This window comes from Amycolatopsis sp. La24 (genome assembly GCF_029087445.1).
GTDB lineage: Bacteria > Actinomycetota > Actinomycetes > Mycobacteriales > Pseudonocardiaceae > Amycolatopsis > Amycolatopsis nivea.
Window position 1 is genome coordinate 101270 of record NZ_JARACH010000003.1, and the last position, 15584, is coordinate 116853.

Consider the following 15584-nt stretch of genomic DNA (forward strand, 5'->3'; position numbering starts at 1 on the left):
GGATGAAGCTTCCTGCGGCGTCGTCGGGAGCTGCTGGTTTGGGGGTTGCTTCTGCGCGTGATGAGCGGCGTGCTGCGGTGGCGGCGTCTGCGGATGTGGCTGCCGGGGGGCGCGATGGACGGCGTGCGGCAGCGGCTGACCGGGAAGCTGCTGGGGTGCGCGATGGACGGCGTGCTGCGGTGGCAGCGGCTGCAGGCGTGGCTGGCGGGGAAGCTGCTGGGGCGCACGGTGAACGGCGCGCTGCGGCGGTAGTGCCCGCAGTACGTGTGGTGCGTGGGAATCCGGATGACGTTGAAGTGGCTGCGTTGATGGTGGCGTTGGCCGCTGTCGGTCAGGCTGCGGGGGCTGGGTGCGCGGAAATTGCTGTGCCGTCACCTCGGCGACCGTTGGCAAGGTTTGTTCCGGCGACGAGCTGGCGGGCGCGGTAGCTCGGCCCGTCCAGGGCGTGAGGGAGCGAGGCCCGTATCGGCGCAGGGCGATGCGGGCTTTTCGCAGTACCGCGGCTCCGGTTTCGGCGGCTGTGCGTAATGCGGGTCTTCGAAACAGTCGGGCCGGGCGAGAAGCCGATCTCGAAGGCACGAGCAATCGGTGGCGCGTGGCAGAAGTGCGCGTGGCAGAAGCGCCCGCACCAGCAGTGCGAGTGCCAGAAGCCTTGCGCCACAACAGAATAACTACTTCGTCCACAACGGACGACAGGGGAACAGGTCCAAGATCCATATCCCCAAGTTACCGCCGCCGGTCGAACATCTGCACGGTATCGATCCGGTGAATCAGGCGTGCACTGCGGTGCTGTCGAGGTAGGTCAGGACGGCGCGGATGCGGCGGTTCTGGTCCCGGCTGGCTTCCAGGCCGAGCTTCGCGAAGATGTTGCTGATGTGGTTTTCCACTGCTCCCTGAGTCACCACCAAGGCCTTGGCGATGGCTGTGTTCGACAGGCCTTGTGCCATCTGGGCGAGCACCTCGGTTTCGCGCGCCGTCAACGCCTCCAACGGATCCCGGCTGCGGGAAAGCATTTGGGCGACCACGTCCGGGTCGATGGCTGAGCCGCCGTCGGCGACGCGGCGGACTGCTTCCAGGAAGTCCGCTACGTCGGCGACTCGTTCCTTCAGCAGGTAGCCGACGCCGGAGGTGCCTTCCGCGATCAGGTCTACCGCATAGCTTCCTTCGACGTACTGCGACACTACCAGCACCGGCAGGCCGGGGATTTCCTTGCGGGCGGCCAAAGCCGCGCGCAGGCCCTCGTCGGTGAAGGTCGGGGGCATGCGGACGTCGGCGATCACCAGGTCGGGGCGGTGGTCTCGGATGGCCACCAGCAGATCGTCGCCGTTGTCGACCGCGGCGGCGGTTTCGATGCCTACGTCCGCGAGCAGGCTTTGCACCCCGGCGCGCAACAGTACCGAGTCTTCCGCGATCACGACGCGCATTCTTCTTGCCTCCACAACAGGATTCACCAGCGGACGGGCAGATCGGCTCGCACGACGGTGGGGCCGCCGGCGGGGCTGACGACGGTGAGCACGCCGTCGATCGTGGCGGCGCGGTCGGCCAATCCGGCCAAGCCGCCGCCGGGGCGCATCGACGCGCCGCCGTGGCCGTTGTCGGTGATCTCGACGACCACGGTGTCGTCGTCACGGGTCACTCGCACGGACGCGCGGTCGGCGCCGGAATGTTTGGTCACGTTGGTGAGCGTTTCGCTCACGATGAAATAAGTCGTCGTCTCGACGGGTGCGGGCGGACGGGGTTGTACGGTAACCTCGACCTCAATAGGGATAGGCATTCTTGCGGTAAGAGAAGACAACGCCGCGTCCAGGCCGCGATCCTGGAGCACCGGCGGGTAGATGCCGCGCGCGAGGTCACGCAACTCCGAGACAGCGAGTTTGGCGTCGGCGTGTGCGGCTCCGATGAGTTCGCGGACCGCGGTCGGGTCGTCGAGGTCGAGTTTGAGCTGGGCGCGGCCCAGGCTCATCGCGACGGACACCAGCCGCTGCTGCGCGCCGTCGTGCAGGTCTCGTTCGATCCGGCGTCGTTCGGCCTCCACCGCGTCGACTCCGCGCGCTCGCGAGTTCTGCAGCTGCTGCGTGCGCGCTTCCAGTTGCGCGGTGCGGTTCGGGCCGAGGAACGACGTCGCCAGTTCGCCGTGCACGGCCCCGATGCGCGGTGCCACGAAAATACCGAAAGGAGGTACTGCGATGGATACGACGCCCGCCACGAATTCCACGATGCCCAACGGAAAAGCGATGAGCACGAACGCGAACTCGTGCCAGGTGGCGGCGTCGAGCAACCGGGCTTGCCACACCGCGAGCATGCCCGGTCCGGCCGGCTGCCGGCGGACCGGTTCGGCGACGGTGACGCCGAGCATCTGGCGTGCCCAGCGTCGTTCGAAGGCGCAATACGAGCGCATCAGCGAGGTCGCGACCAGCAGGACGGGGATGCCGATCCAGAGCATCGTCGTCGCGACGCCGACCAGCATGGTCACCAGGATCAGCACGAACGCGACGAGCCGGATCGGGAGGCTCAGCACGAGAAACCCGATCGCCCGCATGGTCGGCGGCCGCGTCACGGGCATAGCGCCATCCGTTCCAGTTCCGGTACGAGGTCGTCGAGAGTGGGTGTCGCGAGCATCTCGTCGCGCACCTCGAGCGCACATTCGCGAAAGGACGGTTCTTCCAGCAATCGGCACACTCCCGCCCGGACCCTCGAAGGGGTTGCGTTCTCGAGGTCCACCAGCAAACCGTTGCCGCGCTTCGCCTGCGCAACCGCTGAGCAGCGTTCGCTCCACGTGGTGCCTGGGATGACCAGCTGCGGGACGCCGTTGACCGCCGCGTTGCTGATCGTCGCGCCGTCGCCCTGGTGCACAACAGCGGAGCACGTGGCGAGGAGTTCGTTCATCGGCGCGGAATCGACCGCGCGGACGTTTTCCGGGATCGCGGGCACGGACGCGAGCTGGCTTGCGTCCGCCGTGGCGATCACCTCGATGTCGAGGTCGGCGAGGCCGTCCAGCAGGTCTCCGATGGAGGGCTGCTCGATGCCGGGGGTCTGGCAGTCCGAGCTGCCGAGAGTGAGCAGCACCCGCGGCCGTGTCGGTTGCTCCAGCATCCACGAGGGGAGGGGCATCGGCTTGTCCTGCGGCACGAACCGGGCCGGGAGGTAGTCGACGTCCACGCCGTCGTACCGCAGATACGACGGATGGCAGTCGATGGTCCGCACGCCGTAGCGCAGGGTTTCGTCGTAGTCCGCGCCGAATCGGCCGACCGCGGCGGACATCCACGTCACGAATGGGTCCGGCGATGTGTCGGAGGTGTTTTCGGGGCGGCTGGCTCCGCGATCGCGGTACTGCGCGCCGAGGCGGGCGGTCTGGTCGGCGGCGTCGATCATCCGCAGGTGCGGCACCCCGAGCGCGTGCGCGACGATCGGTGCGGCGTAGACCACCGGGTCCCACACCACGAGGTCCGGCTGCCAGTGGCGGGCGAAGAGCACGAGTTCGTCGAGCAGCGAATCCGGCGTGGTCCAGCGGAACACGTCGACCCAATGCTCGTACACGTTGCGCACGTACTCGTCGGTGTAGCACTCGGGACGGCTTTCGGAGATCCGGAAGTCGCCCTGCCTCGCGGTGTTGCCGTCGACCTGGAGCCTGCGGTGCCGGGCGAGGTCGAGTTCGTCGCCGAACCACATGGCGTCCAGCCCGGTCTCGGCGAACGACGCGACCTCGCGCGGGTTGCGCTGCCCGACGAAGCGCACCTCGTGCCCGGCCGCGGCTAGCGCCCAGCCCACCGGAGCCATGCTGTACACGCGCGCCTTCGTCGGGAGGACCATCAGCATCACGCGCATCGCGGCGGCTCCCGGGATTCGTAGGTGCGGCGGGACAACGGAAACGGTAGGGCCGGCGCACGGCCCCGCCCACCCGGTAGGGGACCCCTGAATCCGGCGCGGGGAGCGCGGATTTGGCTCGGCTTTAGATGCCCCTTAGGGGCTGGTGGCGCGCGGGCTCCGGCGGATAGACAGGTAACCGGATCCGGCCGCGCTGCGCCGGAGAAGGACGAGGGAGGCGAACGAGGTGATGAGCATGGCCGTGGCGCCCACCGCGAAAGGCTGGGTCCCGTTCGGCGAGCACCGCACCTGGTACCGGGTCACCGGGCAACCGGGAGGGGCGGCTCCCGCCGTGGTCGTGGTGCACGGCGGGCCGGGCAGCACCCACGACTACCTGCTGAGCCTGACCGAGCTCGCCGAGCACGGATTCCCGGTCGTGCACTACGACCAGCTCGGCAGCGGCGGATCGAGCAGGCTGCCGGACGCCGATCCCGGATTCTGGAACCCGGAGCTGTTCGGCGACGAGCTGGACAACCTGGTGCACCGGCTCGGCATCGAGGACAACTACGTCCTCTATGGACAGTCCTGGGGCGGGCTGGTCGTCGCGCGGCACGCCGCGGAGCGTCCGGACGGCTTGCGCGGGCTGGTGATCGCCAACTCGCCGGCGTCGTACGAGCTGTGGCGCAGCGAAATGGACCGGCTGCGCGCGCTGCTCCCGCCCGGTGTCGACGAGGGCCTGCGGGCGCACGAAGCGGCCGGCACGACGGACACGCAGGAGTACTTCGACCTCATGCGCGTCTTCTACGACCGGCACGTCTGCCGCGTGCTGCCGTGGCCCGCCGACTATCTCGCGTCGTTCATGGAGATGGCCGACAACAACACCGTCTACTCGGTGATGAACGGCCCGAGCGAGTTCACCGTCACCGGCACGCTCGCGGACTACTCGGTGATCGACCGCCTCGACGACATCGAGGCGCCGACCCTGCTCATTTCCGGCGCGCACGACGAGGCCACCCCGGCCACCGTGCAGCCGTACTACGACCGGATCCACGACGTGCGCTGGGAGATCCTCCCGGAATCGAGCCACGTCCCCCATCTCGAGGAACCGCAGCGGTTCCGCGAAATCCTGCTGGGATTCCTGCAGGAAGTCCATTCCCCCGCCGAAAGAGAGGTCGCCAGTCATGGATGACGCCAGCCAGGCCGGATCGGCGGTCGTGTTCCCCGGGATGAGCCCGTGCCGGTTCGTCGACTTCGGCAAGTTCCTGCTCATCAACCCGTTCGCGCGCAGGCTCATCAAGGACGCCGACGACCGGCTGGGCTACTCGCTGGTCGACCGCTTCCGCGAGGCCGAGGGCGACTACTCCGAGTACGCCCAGGTCGGGTTCATGCTCACCTGCGTCGCGCTCGCCGAGTGGGCCGAACAGGAGTACGGGATGAGCCCGGACTACTGCACCGGCCCGAGTTTCGGGGAGAAGCCCGCCAGCGTGTACGCCGGTTCGCTGACTTTCCCGGACGCGGTGTGGATGACCGCGAAGCTCGCGCAGTGCCTCGACGAGTTCTTCGCGACCGAGCACACCGACGTCGTCACGCACTCGTTCGTCCGCACGCCGGAAGAGAAACTGCGCGACGCGCTGACCGAACTGGACGGGCGCGGCGAATGGTCGGACATCTCCTGCTACATCGACCACGACTTCTACATGGTCTCGGTGCGGGAGCGGAACCTCGACTGGCTCAAGCAGACCGTGCGGGGCATGGGCGGGCTGTCGCTGTACACGATGCGTCCTCCGCTGCATTCGCGCGCGTTCGGCGCATTGCGGCGCAAGGCCGAGGACGAGGTGCTCGGCGGCCTCGACTTCCATGATCCCCTCCTTCCGATCATCGCCGACCAGGACGGTTCGGTGCTGCGGACCGGCGAGCAGGTCCGCACGATGCTGCTGGACAGCATCGTCGAGCCGCTGCGCTGGCCGGACGTCGTCTCGTCGCTCGAGCAGCTCGGCGTGCGCAAGCTGTGGGTGGCCGGGCCGGACACGCTGTTCGGCCGTGTCCGCGCCACCACCAGCCGGTTCGAGGTGACCACGGTGAACCCGCGGCTCGCGCTGCAGCCGCGGCGGCGCGGCGCGGGTCCCTCGCGGGTCAGCTAGCCGGCTGCAGCTTCGACAGCGTCGTCCAGAGGCGTCCGGGATTCTCGAACGTCTCCAGGTTCAGCGCGTCGTCGGAGAACCGGACGTTGTACTTCTCCTCCAGCACCGCCAGCAGTTCCACCGTGGCGAGCGAGTCGAGGCCGTACTCCTTGAGCGGGGTCTCGGCGGTCAGCGCCTCGTCGGCGGGCAGGAACGGAAGGTACGGGCGGAGGGCTTCGTCGAAAGAGCTGTCCCACATGGCTACTCCGGTGGCTGGGTCGGGCACTTCACCGGGCAGGGAAACCGACCGCCCGGTTCGGTTTTGAACCTTACCCCGCGCCGCCGCTTCCGGGCGACGCACCGGCACCCCTATTACCGATCCGGCCGAAAGCCGCCCGACCCCCGACCCGGCACGGAACCGTTGCCGCGAAGCCACGAGGCCGTGACTGTGGTCGGGTCAGCAGCGATCGGCACAGCAACGCGGAGGACCACGATGGACACGACGACCACCTCGGGACTGCATGCGCGGTTTCTGCGCGGGCTGGCCCGTTCCGAGTCCCGGCCGGCGGTCAGCGTCGGCGGGCAGACGCTGACCTACGGCGAACTGCACGAGCGGGCGCTGCTATGGGGCGGCGCGCTGGCAGAGACCGGCGCCCGCACGGTAGGGGTGCTGGCCGGCAAGGGCGTCACCGCCTACGCCGGGATTCTGGCCGGGTTGTACGCGGGGGCGACGGTCGTCCCGCTGCGGCCGGACTTCCCGGCGGCCCGGACCGCGCAGATGGTCGAGGCGGCGGAGGTGGACGCGCTCATCGCCGACGAACGCGGCCTGACCGTGGCTCCGCCGGTGAAGACGCTGCTGGCTCCGGAGGCCGGTCAGAAGGGATTGCTTCAGCCGAAAACCGCGCTCAGCGAGCCCATGGCCGTGCGGCCGGAGGACTCCGCGTACATCCTGTTCACCTCGGGCTCCACGGGTCGGCCGAAGGGCGTCCGGATCGGCCACGGCTCCACCGAGCACTACTTCGGCCTGCTGGACGTGCGGTACGACTTCACCCCGGACGACGTCTTCTCCCAGACGTTCGACCTGAACTTCGACTGCGCCATGTTCGACCTCTTCTGCGCGTGGGGCGCGGGCGCGGAAGCGGTGGTCCTGCCGGGAGCGGCGTACCGCAACGTGCCGGCGTTCGTGGAGGAGCGCGGCCTTACCGTGTGGTTCTCCACGCCGAGCGCGATCGATCTGGTCCGCCGCACCGGACGGCTCACCCCAGCTGCGATGCCCGGTTTGCGGTGGAGCTTCTTCGCCGGGGAAGCATTGACCGTCCGCGACACCGCGGACTGGCGGGCGGCGGCGGGCAATTCCGTGACCGAGAACCTTTACGGGCCCACGGAGCTCACCGTCACCGTTGCCGGGTACCGGTGGGACGACGAGGAAACCCCGCGGATCGCGGTGAACGGCGTGGTGCCGATCGGCGCGGTGCACGAGGGGCACGAGTACGTGCTCATCGACGAGAACGAGGCGGGAGAGGGCGAGCTCGCCATCGCCGGACCGCAGCTGACGCCGGGCTACCTCGACCCGGCGGACGAGAAGGGCCGGTTCCTCGACCGTGACGGGCAGCGATTCTACCGCACCGGCGACCGGGTGCGGCGGCTCGGCGGCGGCGACCTGGCGTACCTGGGGCGGCTTGACTCGCAGGTGCAGGTGCTCGGCTGGCGCGTGGAGCTCACCGAGGTGGAGCACGCGCTGGAGACGTGCGGGGTGCAGGCAGTGGCGCTCGGCGTCCAAGGGGACAGCGGGACGGAGCTGTTCGTCTTCTACACCGGTCCGCGGCGGCCGGTGATCGAACTGGTGCGGGCGCTGCGGGCGGTGCTGCCCGAGGGCGTGATCCCGCGGCGGTACGAGCACGTCGAGGAGTTCCCGTTGAATTCCAACCGGAAGATCGACCGGAAGACGCTCGCCGCGCGGGCTGCGGAGCTGCTGAGTCCGGTGCCCGCGGGCTGACGGAGTTTGTAACGGAATCCTGGCGACCCGGGACTGTGTGGTACGCCCCACTCGCAGATCCGGCCAAGGGATGGTTCCTATGCTCCGCTACCGGTTGTTCGTCGAGGTCAACGACGCGCGCAGAGACGTGGAGAAGAAAGCCTCGGAGCAGCTGCACTCATGGTTGCGGGAAAAGAATCTGGACGCTGACGCGCTGCGAGAAGGCACCGAGGTGGCGCTGGCCGATCATGCGACGGGGAGTTTGGACCATTCGGTGCGTGCCGACGGATCGCGTTCCTTGCGGTCGGTGATCAAAGAACACAACTCAGGAGGACACTGGAGGACTCAGCTGACGATCGATGTGCCTGGTCATGCCCGGTCGAAGCCATGGCTGTGGCTCGATCTGGACGGTCCCGGCCACATCGAGGCGGGCATTCCACGGCTCGCACGTTCGTTGCTGGAGGTATTCGATGCGAACGCGGGTGGCGTCCGGCATGGTGAGGCACAGCCGATCTGGGATGCGGACGAGATTGCCGACCTGGTTGACGCAGTACGCGACCCAAGTCGCAGAACGCTGGTGTTCGTCGCAGGATCAGATCCGAGGCTGCCATTCGGCCAATGGCTCGATCACGTCCGTAACCTTCTCCGTGACTGCGTTGGACTTGCAGGCGGATACGTTCTTTCGCCGGACGCCACCGCCGCGTTCAACAAGGCGGTAGGCGAGGGACACCGGGTCGACCCCTGGTGTGTTCGCACCTTCCGACCGGGTGTGCTGCTGGACGACAGCGAGGATGGTCGGCGGCATCGCGTGCTCGGCATGGACCGGATCGTTGCCGACCCGGTTCACCGACTTGCTCGTATGCTGGGACGGAGAGCCCGGGAGGCGGCGTTGGAAACGCCGCTGCCGACCGCGGCGGTCAGGGTCGATCGGATCTTTGCGCAGATCATCAACGCAAGCCTGATTGCTCCGCTCGACAAGTTGCCTGATGAGGTACCTGCGGCGCGAGTCGACGAGACCGTGCAGAGGCATATCGATCCGGTGGCGGGAGTACTGAGCCAAATCCTCGGAGGCGACGTCACCGTCGAGCGTGTCCTGGAACTGGGGAATCTAGCCGAGGCGGCCCGTGCCGCTCACGCGTCCCGGTCAGCTATCGAGGCGAGGCTCTCGGGATATGAGGCGGAACTCGAGTCCGTTCGGCAAGCTCATCAGGAGCTGCGGAAACAACTTGAAGATACGCAGTTCGACTTCGCCGATGTGGAGGAGGAGCGTGCTGCGGCGCAAACCGAAGCACGTCGGCTCCAAAGGCTGTTGTCGCGTGTGGCGAAGCCGGACGACATCTGGACTACCCCTGCGGTGGTTACTGAGCGCCGACCGCAGGATTACGAGGAGCTTGTCGATCTCATCATGGGATCAGAGTTGGTCCAGTTCACCGGGAACTACGAGACCGTACGTGACCTTGATCGGTACGACACTGGGGCGTGGGCGGGCAAGATCTGGGATGTCTTCGGCACGCTAGACGACTACGTCCAAGCCATCACAGACGGTAGCTTCTCCGGCAGCGTCCAACACTATCTCGCGCACACTCCGCCTGGCTGCCGGACCTTTTCGATAGCACGTCACGCCGCGGACGAGAGCGACGCAGTCAAGTCGACGGACAAGCTGCGAAGGGAACGCATCTTTCCTGTGCCGTGTGCTGTCGACGCCAGCGAGAGGATCTTCATGGGCGCTCACTTCAAGATCGCTCAGTTCGGCCAGATCAGCCCCAGACTTCACTATTACAACGATGTCCACCGGACGGGCAAGGTGTACGTCGGCTACATCGGACCCCATTTGCGAAATTTGCAGACCAACTGACGCACTCGCGCACGAGGCGCACCCGGGAGCGGGAACGACTCTCATCGCTCTGCATTGAGGCCCGGCAGAGTGCCAGCTAGGGGCCGTTAGGGGTGTGGATCACCGGCTGCGCGCAGATAACTTTCCGGACGTCGGGGGAGCGATCCCGCGCAGGCACGGTGATTCTACGAATCCTTTCGGGAGTGGCAGTCGTGAACGAATCCGGTTCTCTCGTCCATGCCCTGCTCGACGCGGCGGCGGCCAGTGCGCCGGACGCCGCCGCGGTGCGCGACCGGGCGGGGGTGTGGACGTATGCCGAGCTGGCCGCTTGGAGTCACGCGGTGGAGGCGGTCCTTGCGCGGCGCGGGGTCGGGCGCGGCGATCGCGTCGTGGTGCAGTTGCCGACGGATCGGGCGCTGGTCGCGCTCTTCCACGGGACTTCGCGGCGGGGCGCGGTGTTCGTGCCGATCAACCCGGCGATGAAGCAGTTCCACTTCGATTCCGTCGTCGAGAACGCCGAGCCGGTGCTGATTCTCCAGCCGGACGAGTTCGCTCCACTGTGGACGGAAGTCGAAGAAGCTCACCGCGAGCAGACCCGCGTCGAGCCGACTGAGGTCGATCTGGACGACGTCGCGGTGCTCGTGTACACCTCCGGCAGCACGGCCGCGCCCAAGGGCGTCATCGGGCCGCACCGGCAGGTTACCTTCGCGGCGGGCGCGATCCAGGCGGTGCTCGGCTACCGCCAGGACGACGTCGTCTTCTGCCGGTTCCCGATGTCCTGGGACTACGGCCTGTACAAAGTCCTTCTCTCGACGCTCGGCCGCAGCGAGATCGTGCTCGCCGACGCCGAATCCGATCTTCGCTTGCTGCAACGGATGCGCGAGGTCGGCGCGACGGTCGTCCCGATCGTGCCTTCGCTCGCCACGATGATCGCCACCCTCGCCGAGCGGGAGCAGGGCGAATCGGCTCCGGTGCGGCTGTTCACCAACACCGGTGCGGCGCTGCCGGACTCGACCATCGCGAAGCTCCGCGCCGCTTTCCCCGGCGTCCGCGTCGTCCGCCAGTTCGGGCAGACCGAGTGCAAGCGGATCACCGTCATGCCTCCCGAGGAGGACACCGAGCGTCCGGGTTCGTCGGGTCTTCCGCTGCCCGGCACGACCGTGCACATCCTCGCTGCCGACGGAACTCCGTTGCCCGCTGGGGAAATCGGCGAGATCGTGGCCGCCGGGCCGCACGTGATGCCCGGCTACTGGCGCGCTCCGGAGCTGTCGGCGCGAGCGTTCCGCCGCGACGAGGCCACCGGCGAGCTCCGCCTGCACACCGGCGACTACGGCCGGCTCGACGAGGACGGCTACCTCTACTTCGAGGGCCGCCGCGACGACATGTTCAAGCGCAAGGGAATCCGGATGTCCACGTTGGAGATCGAAGCGGCCGCGATGGACATCCCCGGCGTGCGCGCGGCGGGCGCGATCCCGCCGAGCGAGACCCGGGACCTGGCGATCTGCGTGGAGAGCGACCTGCCGCCGACCACGGTGCTCAAGGAACTGGCGCAGCGGCTCGAGCCGCAGAAGGTGCCCGCGCTGTGCCACGTCGTGGACGAGTTCCCGCTCACCGCGCACGGCAAGAACGCGACGAAGGAACTCGCCCTGCTGGTGGAAGGTGCCCGCAAATGAGCAAGTACGACGAGCTGGCCGCACGGTTCGGCACGCCGGCTTACGTGTACGACCTTGACGTGACCGCGCAGTCGCGCGATCAGCTGTTCGGCCTGCTGCCAGAGGGGTTCGCGGTCTATTACGCGCTGAAAGCCAACCCGCATCCGGAGATCGCCCGCGAACTCCGCGAGGGCGGCTGCCGCGCGGAGATCAGCTCGACCGGCGAGCTGGCCAACGCGCTGACCGCCGGGTTCGCGCCGGAGGACATCCTCTACACCGGCCCGGGCAAGACTGACGGCGAGCTGGACGCGGCGATCACCGCGGGTGTCCGGCTGTTCTCCGTGGAATCGCTGACTGACCTGCAGCATGTCGGTGCGGCGGCGGAGCGCCAGGACACCGTCGCGCGGTGCCTGCTGCGGATCAACACCACGCAGGGCAGTGCGTCGACCGGGATCCGGATGATGGGCCGCCCTTCGCAATTCGGCGTCGACGCGGAGACCTTGCCCGAGCTGATGCCGCTGTTCAAGGCGGTCGCCGGGGCGAAGATCGTCGGCGCGCACTTCTTCACCATGAGCAACGCCCAGGACGAGGACGCGCTGCTCGGCGAGTACGAGTTCGTGCTGCAGTCGGCCGCGCAGCTGCGTCAGGAGACGGGGCTGCCGCTGGAACTGCTCGACATCGGCGGCGGGTTCTCGTCGCCGTACGCGGTTCCCGGCGAGCGCACCGACTATCCGAAGCTGCGCAACGGTTTGGAACAGCTTCTCGACCTCTACCTGCCGGAATGGCGCGGCGGCGAGGTCGAGCTGGCCTGCGAATCCGGCCGTTATCTGTCCGGCACGTGCGGGACGCTGCTGGCCGGGGTCGTGAACGTGAAGGAGAGCCGGGGCCACCGGTTCGTCATTCTCGACGCCGGGATCAACGTGGTCGGCGGGCTTTCCGGGATCGGCCGTCTGCTGCCCGCCGCGGTCGGCGTCGACCAGGTCGGGGACAACCCGGGGCAGCTCGTCGGTCCACTGTGTACTCCCGGTGACTCGCTTTCGAAGGCCGCGAGGCTGCCCGAGCTGTCCGCTGGAGATCTGCTGACCGTGCCGAATGTCGGTGCGTACGGCGTCACCGCGAGCCTGATCAGCTTCCTCGGCCGCCCCGCGCCTACCGAAGTCGTGGTCCGCGGCGACGAGGTCATCTCGGTGTCGCGATTGGATTATCAGCGAGCTTACGAGGTGTCGCCATGAGCGAGGAAGTCCACGCGTACAGCGGCAGCGTCATCGAAGAACCCGCCGGGCGCACGGTGATCGTGAGCAGCATGGCGTCGGACTCGCACACCTGGAACCTGGTCTACCTCGAACTTCTCGTGGCGGAACTCGGCTTCGACGTGGTGAACCTCGGTGCGTGCGTGCCGGACGAGCTGCTGGAGTCCGAATGCGTCAGCCGCCGTCCGGCGATGCTGGTGCTGAGCAGCGTCAATGGGCACGGCTACCAGGACGGGCTGCGGGTCGTGCAGCGGCTTCGCGCACAGCCGGAGCTGCGCCGGCTGCCGATCGTCATCGGCGGGAAGCTCGGCACCGGCGGTCCGCTTTCGGACGAGCAGACCGCGGAACTGCTGTTCGCCGGGTTCGACGGAGTCTTCGACGAGCAGAACGCCGCCGCCTTCCGGCATTTCGCGGCCACGCTTCCCGGCGGCGTCAGCCAGTTGGAGGAGGCGTGAGCTTCGAGCGGTTCGTCGCGCAGCGGCACGCGGCCGGGGAACTGGTCGTGCAGCCGCGCATGGGCTTCGACAGTCCGGCCGCGATGCGCGCCGGTCTGGTCGCGACGAAACAGGCGAACGCCGCGACCGTCGGCACGCTCACGCTCGACAGCTACACCCGCGTCCGCGACACCGATTCCGCGGCACACGCGTTGCGCAACGGAATCCCGCTCAATGGCTACCCGATCGTCAACCATCCGCCCGAGGTGACCCGGGCGATGCTCGACGGCCTCGAGGGCCCGGACTTCCCGGTGCAGGTCCGGCACGGTTCCGCGCGGCCGGTGGACATCTTCCGCGCGATGATCGCCGCCGGTCTGCACGCCACCGAGGGTGGACCGATTTCCTACTGCCTGCCCTACAGCCGTACGCCGCTCGACGAGTCCGTGCGGAATTGGGCGTATTGCTGCGATCTGCTGGTCGACGCCGAACATCCGGGCGGCCGTCCGCATCTGGAGACGTTCGGCGGCTGCATGCTGGGACAGCTGTGTCCGCCGAGCGAGTTGGTGGCGATCAGTGTCCTGGAGGCGTTGTTCTTCTACCGCAAGGGCGTGCGCAGCATCTCGGTGAGCTACGCGCAGCAGACGAATCTGCACCAGGACCGCGAAGCCGTCGCAGCGCTGCGCCGGTTGTGCGCCGAGCTGTTGCCGGAAGCGACCTGGCACGTGGTGATCTACGCGTACATGGGCCTCTTCCCGCGCACGCCCGACGGCGCGATGCTGTTGCTGGGCAAGGCCGCTGAGCTGGCGATGAGCACTGATTCGGAGCGGTTGATCGTGAAGACCGCCGCCGAAGCGCACCGCATCCCGACCGTCGAGGAGAACGTGACCGCGCTCGAACACGCGGCTGCGTCGGCGAGGGGGATCAAAGCCATTGTGGACGAGGACAACCAGGTCTACCGCGAGGCCTACGCCCTGGTCGACGCGGTGCTGAACAGTCACGCAGATCTCGACCGCGCGCTCGTGGTCGCCTTCAAACGCGGTCTGCTCGACGTGCCGTACTGCCTGCATCCGGACAACGCGGGACAGGCGCGCAGCACGCTCGACGCGGACGGCAGGCTCGGCTGGTCCGAGCTCGGTTCGCTGCCGTTGCGCGGGATCGCAGAACGCGCGCCGAGCGGCCGGATCACCTCGTCGACGTTGATGTCGGCGCTTTCCTACGTCCAGCACACCCATGACACCCAGGCATTGGAGCAGCCGATGACCGCGATCGGAGGGGAACCGCGATGAGCACTCGCCGGACTGTCCGGGCGTATCCGTTCGACATGCACGAGACGTCCGTTTCCGAGACCTACCACCAGTTGCAGCGCGACGAGCCGATGAGCCGGGTCCAGATGCCGTTCGGCGAACAGGCTTGGCTGGCGACGAAGTACGCCGACGTCAAGCTGGTGACCGCCGACCCGCGGTTCAGCCGCGAACTGGCACAGGGTCTCGACCAGCCGCGGATGCGTCGCCAGCAGATGGGCGACGGCATCATGGGGATGGACCCGCCGGACCACACCCGCCTGCGCCGCCTGGTGATGAAGGCGTTCACCGCGCGCCGGCTGGAGGCGATGCGCGAGAGCGTCCGCACCCTGGTGCACCAGCTGATCGACGAGATGATCGAGAAGGGCGGGCCCGGCGACCTCGTCGAGGATCTTGCCCGGCCGCTGCCGGTGACGGTGATCTGCAAGCTGCTCGGCGTGCCGAAGGAAGACCACTCGATCTTCAGCGAGTGGACTCAGGCGCTGGTCGGCGATGCCACGGCGAAGGGCGATGTGCTCGACGTTTACGGCGACAAGCTGGACAACTATGTGGCCCAGTTGGTCGCGCAGCGCCGTGAGGAGCCGACCGACGACCTGCTCGGCGCGCTCGTCTATGCCCGTGACGCCGGTGACAAGCTCACTGAGAACGAGCTGATCGCGATCGCGGGCGCGGGGCTGCTCACTGGTGGCGTGGAGACGGTTTCCACGGCGCTGCCGAGCTTCATTTTCACCCTGCTGACCCAACCGGAACTGCTCGCGCAACTGCGGGCGCAGCCGGAGATCATGCCGACCGCGGTGGAAGAACTGCTGCGGTGGGTGCCGATCAACACCGCCGCGATGTTCGCGCGTTACGCCACCGAGGACATCCGGATCGGCGACGTCGTGGTGCGGACGGGCGACCCGGTGCTGCCCGCGCTGCACGCGGCGAACCGCGACCCGGAGGTCTTCGCGAATCCGGACGTCATCGACCTGACCCGCAGCCCGAACCCGCACGTCGCGTTCGGGCACGGCCCGCACCACTGCATCGGCGCGCAGCTGGCGCGACTCGAACTGCAGGAGGGGCTGAAAGCGATTCTGGAGCGGTTCCCGGAATTGCGGCTCGCGGACGGGCGCGAGGGCGTGAAATGGGAGTACGGGGTGATCGTGCGCGGCCCGTCGCTGCTGCGCGTCGCCTGGTGATTTTCCGCCCCTAACAACGTTTTCTGGGGATCCGGC

14 protein-coding genes are annotated in these 15584 nt (G+C 68.0%); 10 read left to right on the forward strand and 4 right to left on the reverse strand.

All coding sequences use genetic code 11. The annotated features are described in order from the left end of the window. Positions 1–60: 60 nt before the first annotated feature. The gene (locus tag PUT80_RS05915; protein ID WP_275291320.1) at positions 61–252 is read left to right on the forward strand and encodes a hypothetical protein; all 192 of its coding nucleotides are present in this window, start codon (positions 61–63) and stop codon (positions 250–252) included. A gap of 518 nt (positions 253–770) precedes the next feature. On the opposite strand, the gene PUT80_RS05920 is transcribed toward PUT80_RS05915, so the two are convergent. From PUT80_RS05920 to PUT80_RS05930, 3 genes are read right to left on the reverse strand one after another with little or no spacing between them, the layout of a single operon-like run. Beyond that, the gene (locus PUT80_RS05920) at positions 771–1424 is read right to left on the reverse strand and encodes a response regulator transcription factor (RefSeq protein WP_037810579.1); all 654 of its coding nucleotides are present in this window, start codon (positions 1422–1424) and stop codon (positions 771–773) included. Positions 1425–1447: 23 nt separating this feature from the next. Continuing rightward, positions 1448–2563, reverse strand: coding sequence for a sensor domain-containing protein (locus tag PUT80_RS05925; RefSeq protein ID WP_043836793.1), 1116 nt, complete (start codon positions 2561–2563; stop codon positions 1448–1450). Further along, positions 2554–3825, reverse strand: coding sequence for a nucleotide disphospho-sugar-binding domain-containing protein (locus PUT80_RS05930; RefSeq protein WP_275291321.1), 1272 nt, complete (start codon positions 3823–3825; stop codon positions 2554–2556). The genes PUT80_RS05925 and PUT80_RS05930 overlap by 10 nt, the downstream gene beginning before the upstream one ends. A 235-nt stretch (positions 3826–4060) precedes the next feature. On the opposite strand from PUT80_RS05930, the gene PUT80_RS05935 reads away from it, so the two are divergent. After that, positions 4061–4993 (forward strand): proline iminopeptidase-family hydrolase, encoded by a 933-nt coding sequence (locus PUT80_RS05935; RefSeq protein WP_043836789.1) that lies wholly within the window; start codon positions 4061–4063, stop codon positions 4991–4993. Then, positions 4986–5945 (forward strand): ACP S-malonyltransferase, encoded by a 960-nt coding sequence (locus PUT80_RS05940; RefSeq protein ID WP_037810575.1) that lies wholly within the window; start codon positions 4986–4988, stop codon positions 5943–5945. The genes PUT80_RS05935 and PUT80_RS05940 overlap by 8 nt, the downstream gene beginning before the upstream one ends. Here PUT80_RS05940 and PUT80_RS05945 read toward each other — a convergent pair. Next, entirely contained in the window at positions 5938–6183 is a 246-nt protein-coding gene (locus PUT80_RS05945; protein WP_037810574.1) for a phosphopantetheine-binding protein, read from the reverse strand. The genes PUT80_RS05940 and PUT80_RS05945 overlap by 8 nt on opposite strands. Positions 6184–6417: 234 nt before the next feature. Here PUT80_RS05945 and PUT80_RS05950 point away from each other — a divergent pair, with 234 nt between their 5' ends. The 7 genes from PUT80_RS05950 to PUT80_RS05980 all read left to right on the forward strand — a co-directional run bounded on the left by PUT80_RS05950 (position 6418) and on the right by PUT80_RS05980 (position 15548). Then, positions 6418–7920, forward strand: a complete 1503-nt coding sequence (locus PUT80_RS05950; protein WP_275291322.1) for an AMP-binding protein — start codon at positions 6418–6420, stop codon at positions 7918–7920. Positions 7921–7999: 79 nt separating this feature from the next. Continuing rightward, positions 8000–9754: a hypothetical protein gene (locus tag PUT80_RS05955; protein ID WP_275291323.1), complete on the forward strand. Its 1755-nt coding sequence runs from the start codon at positions 8000–8002 to the stop codon at positions 9752–9754. A 182-nt stretch (positions 9755–9936) separates the two neighbouring features. After that, positions 9937–11406, forward strand: coding sequence for an AMP-binding protein (locus PUT80_RS05960; RefSeq protein WP_275291324.1), 1470 nt, complete (start codon positions 9937–9939; stop codon positions 11404–11406). Then, a complete protein-coding gene (locus PUT80_RS05965; protein ID WP_275291325.1) occupies positions 11403–12617 on the forward strand; it encodes a type III PLP-dependent enzyme in 1215 nt (404 codons plus the stop codon). The genes PUT80_RS05960 and PUT80_RS05965 overlap by 4 nt, the downstream gene beginning before the upstream one ends. Beyond that, positions 12614–13090, forward strand: a complete 477-nt coding sequence (locus PUT80_RS05970) for a cobalamin-dependent protein (protein ID WP_037810569.1) — start codon at positions 12614–12616, stop codon at positions 13088–13090. The genes PUT80_RS05965 and PUT80_RS05970 overlap by 4 nt, the downstream gene beginning before the upstream one ends. Further along, positions 13087–14355 (forward strand): methylaspartate mutase, encoded by a 1269-nt coding sequence (locus PUT80_RS05975; RefSeq protein WP_134729775.1) that lies wholly within the window; start codon positions 13087–13089, stop codon positions 14353–14355. Before PUT80_RS05970 ends, PUT80_RS05975 begins: the two co-directional genes overlap by 4 nt. Further along, positions 14352–15548: a cytochrome P450 gene (locus PUT80_RS05980; RefSeq protein WP_275291326.1), complete on the forward strand. Its 1197-nt coding sequence runs from the start codon at positions 14352–14354 to the stop codon at positions 15546–15548. The genes PUT80_RS05975 and PUT80_RS05980 overlap by 4 nt, the downstream gene beginning before the upstream one ends. Positions 15549–15584 lie beyond the last annotated feature (36 nt).

Excerpts from the sequence above, each read along its gene's own strand:
- PUT80_RS05915 (WP_275291320.1), top strand. The coding sequence starts at position 61 with ATGAGCGGCGTGCTGCGGTGGCGGCGTCTGCGGATGTGGCTGCCGGGG.
- PUT80_RS05920 (WP_037810579.1), bottom strand. The coding sequence starts at position 1,424 with ATGCGCGTCGTGATCGCGGAAGACTCGGTACTGTTGCGCGCCGGGGTG.
- PUT80_RS05925 (WP_043836793.1), bottom strand. The coding sequence starts at position 2,563 with ATGCCCGTGACGCGGCCGCCGACCATGCGGGCGATCGGGTTTCTCGTG.
- PUT80_RS05930 (WP_275291321.1), bottom strand. The coding sequence starts at position 3,825 with ATGCGCGTGATGCTGATGGTCCTCCCGACGAAGGCGCGCGTGTACAGC.
- PUT80_RS05935 (WP_043836789.1), top strand. The coding sequence starts at position 4,061 with ATGGCCGTGGCGCCCACCGCGAAAGGCTGGGTCCCGTTCGGCGAGCAC.
- PUT80_RS05940 (WP_037810575.1), top strand. The coding sequence starts at position 4,986 with ATGGATGACGCCAGCCAGGCCGGATCGGCGGTCGTGTTCCCCGGGATG.
- PUT80_RS05945 (WP_037810574.1), bottom strand. The coding sequence starts at position 6,183 with ATGTGGGACAGCTCTTTCGACGAAGCCCTCCGCCCGTACCTTCCGTTC.
- PUT80_RS05950 (WP_275291322.1), top strand. The coding sequence starts at position 6,418 with ATGGACACGACGACCACCTCGGGACTGCATGCGCGGTTTCTGCGCGGG.
- PUT80_RS05955 (WP_275291323.1), top strand. The coding sequence starts at position 8,000 with ATGCTCCGCTACCGGTTGTTCGTCGAGGTCAACGACGCGCGCAGAGAC.
- PUT80_RS05965 (WP_275291325.1), top strand. The coding sequence starts at position 11,403 with ATGAGCAAGTACGACGAGCTGGCCGCACGGTTCGGCACGCCGGCTTAC.
- PUT80_RS05970 (WP_037810569.1), top strand. The coding sequence starts at position 12,614 with ATGAGCGAGGAAGTCCACGCGTACAGCGGCAGCGTCATCGAAGAACCC.
- PUT80_RS05980 (WP_275291326.1), top strand. The coding sequence starts at position 14,352 with ATGAGCACTCGCCGGACTGTCCGGGCGTATCCGTTCGACATGCACGAG.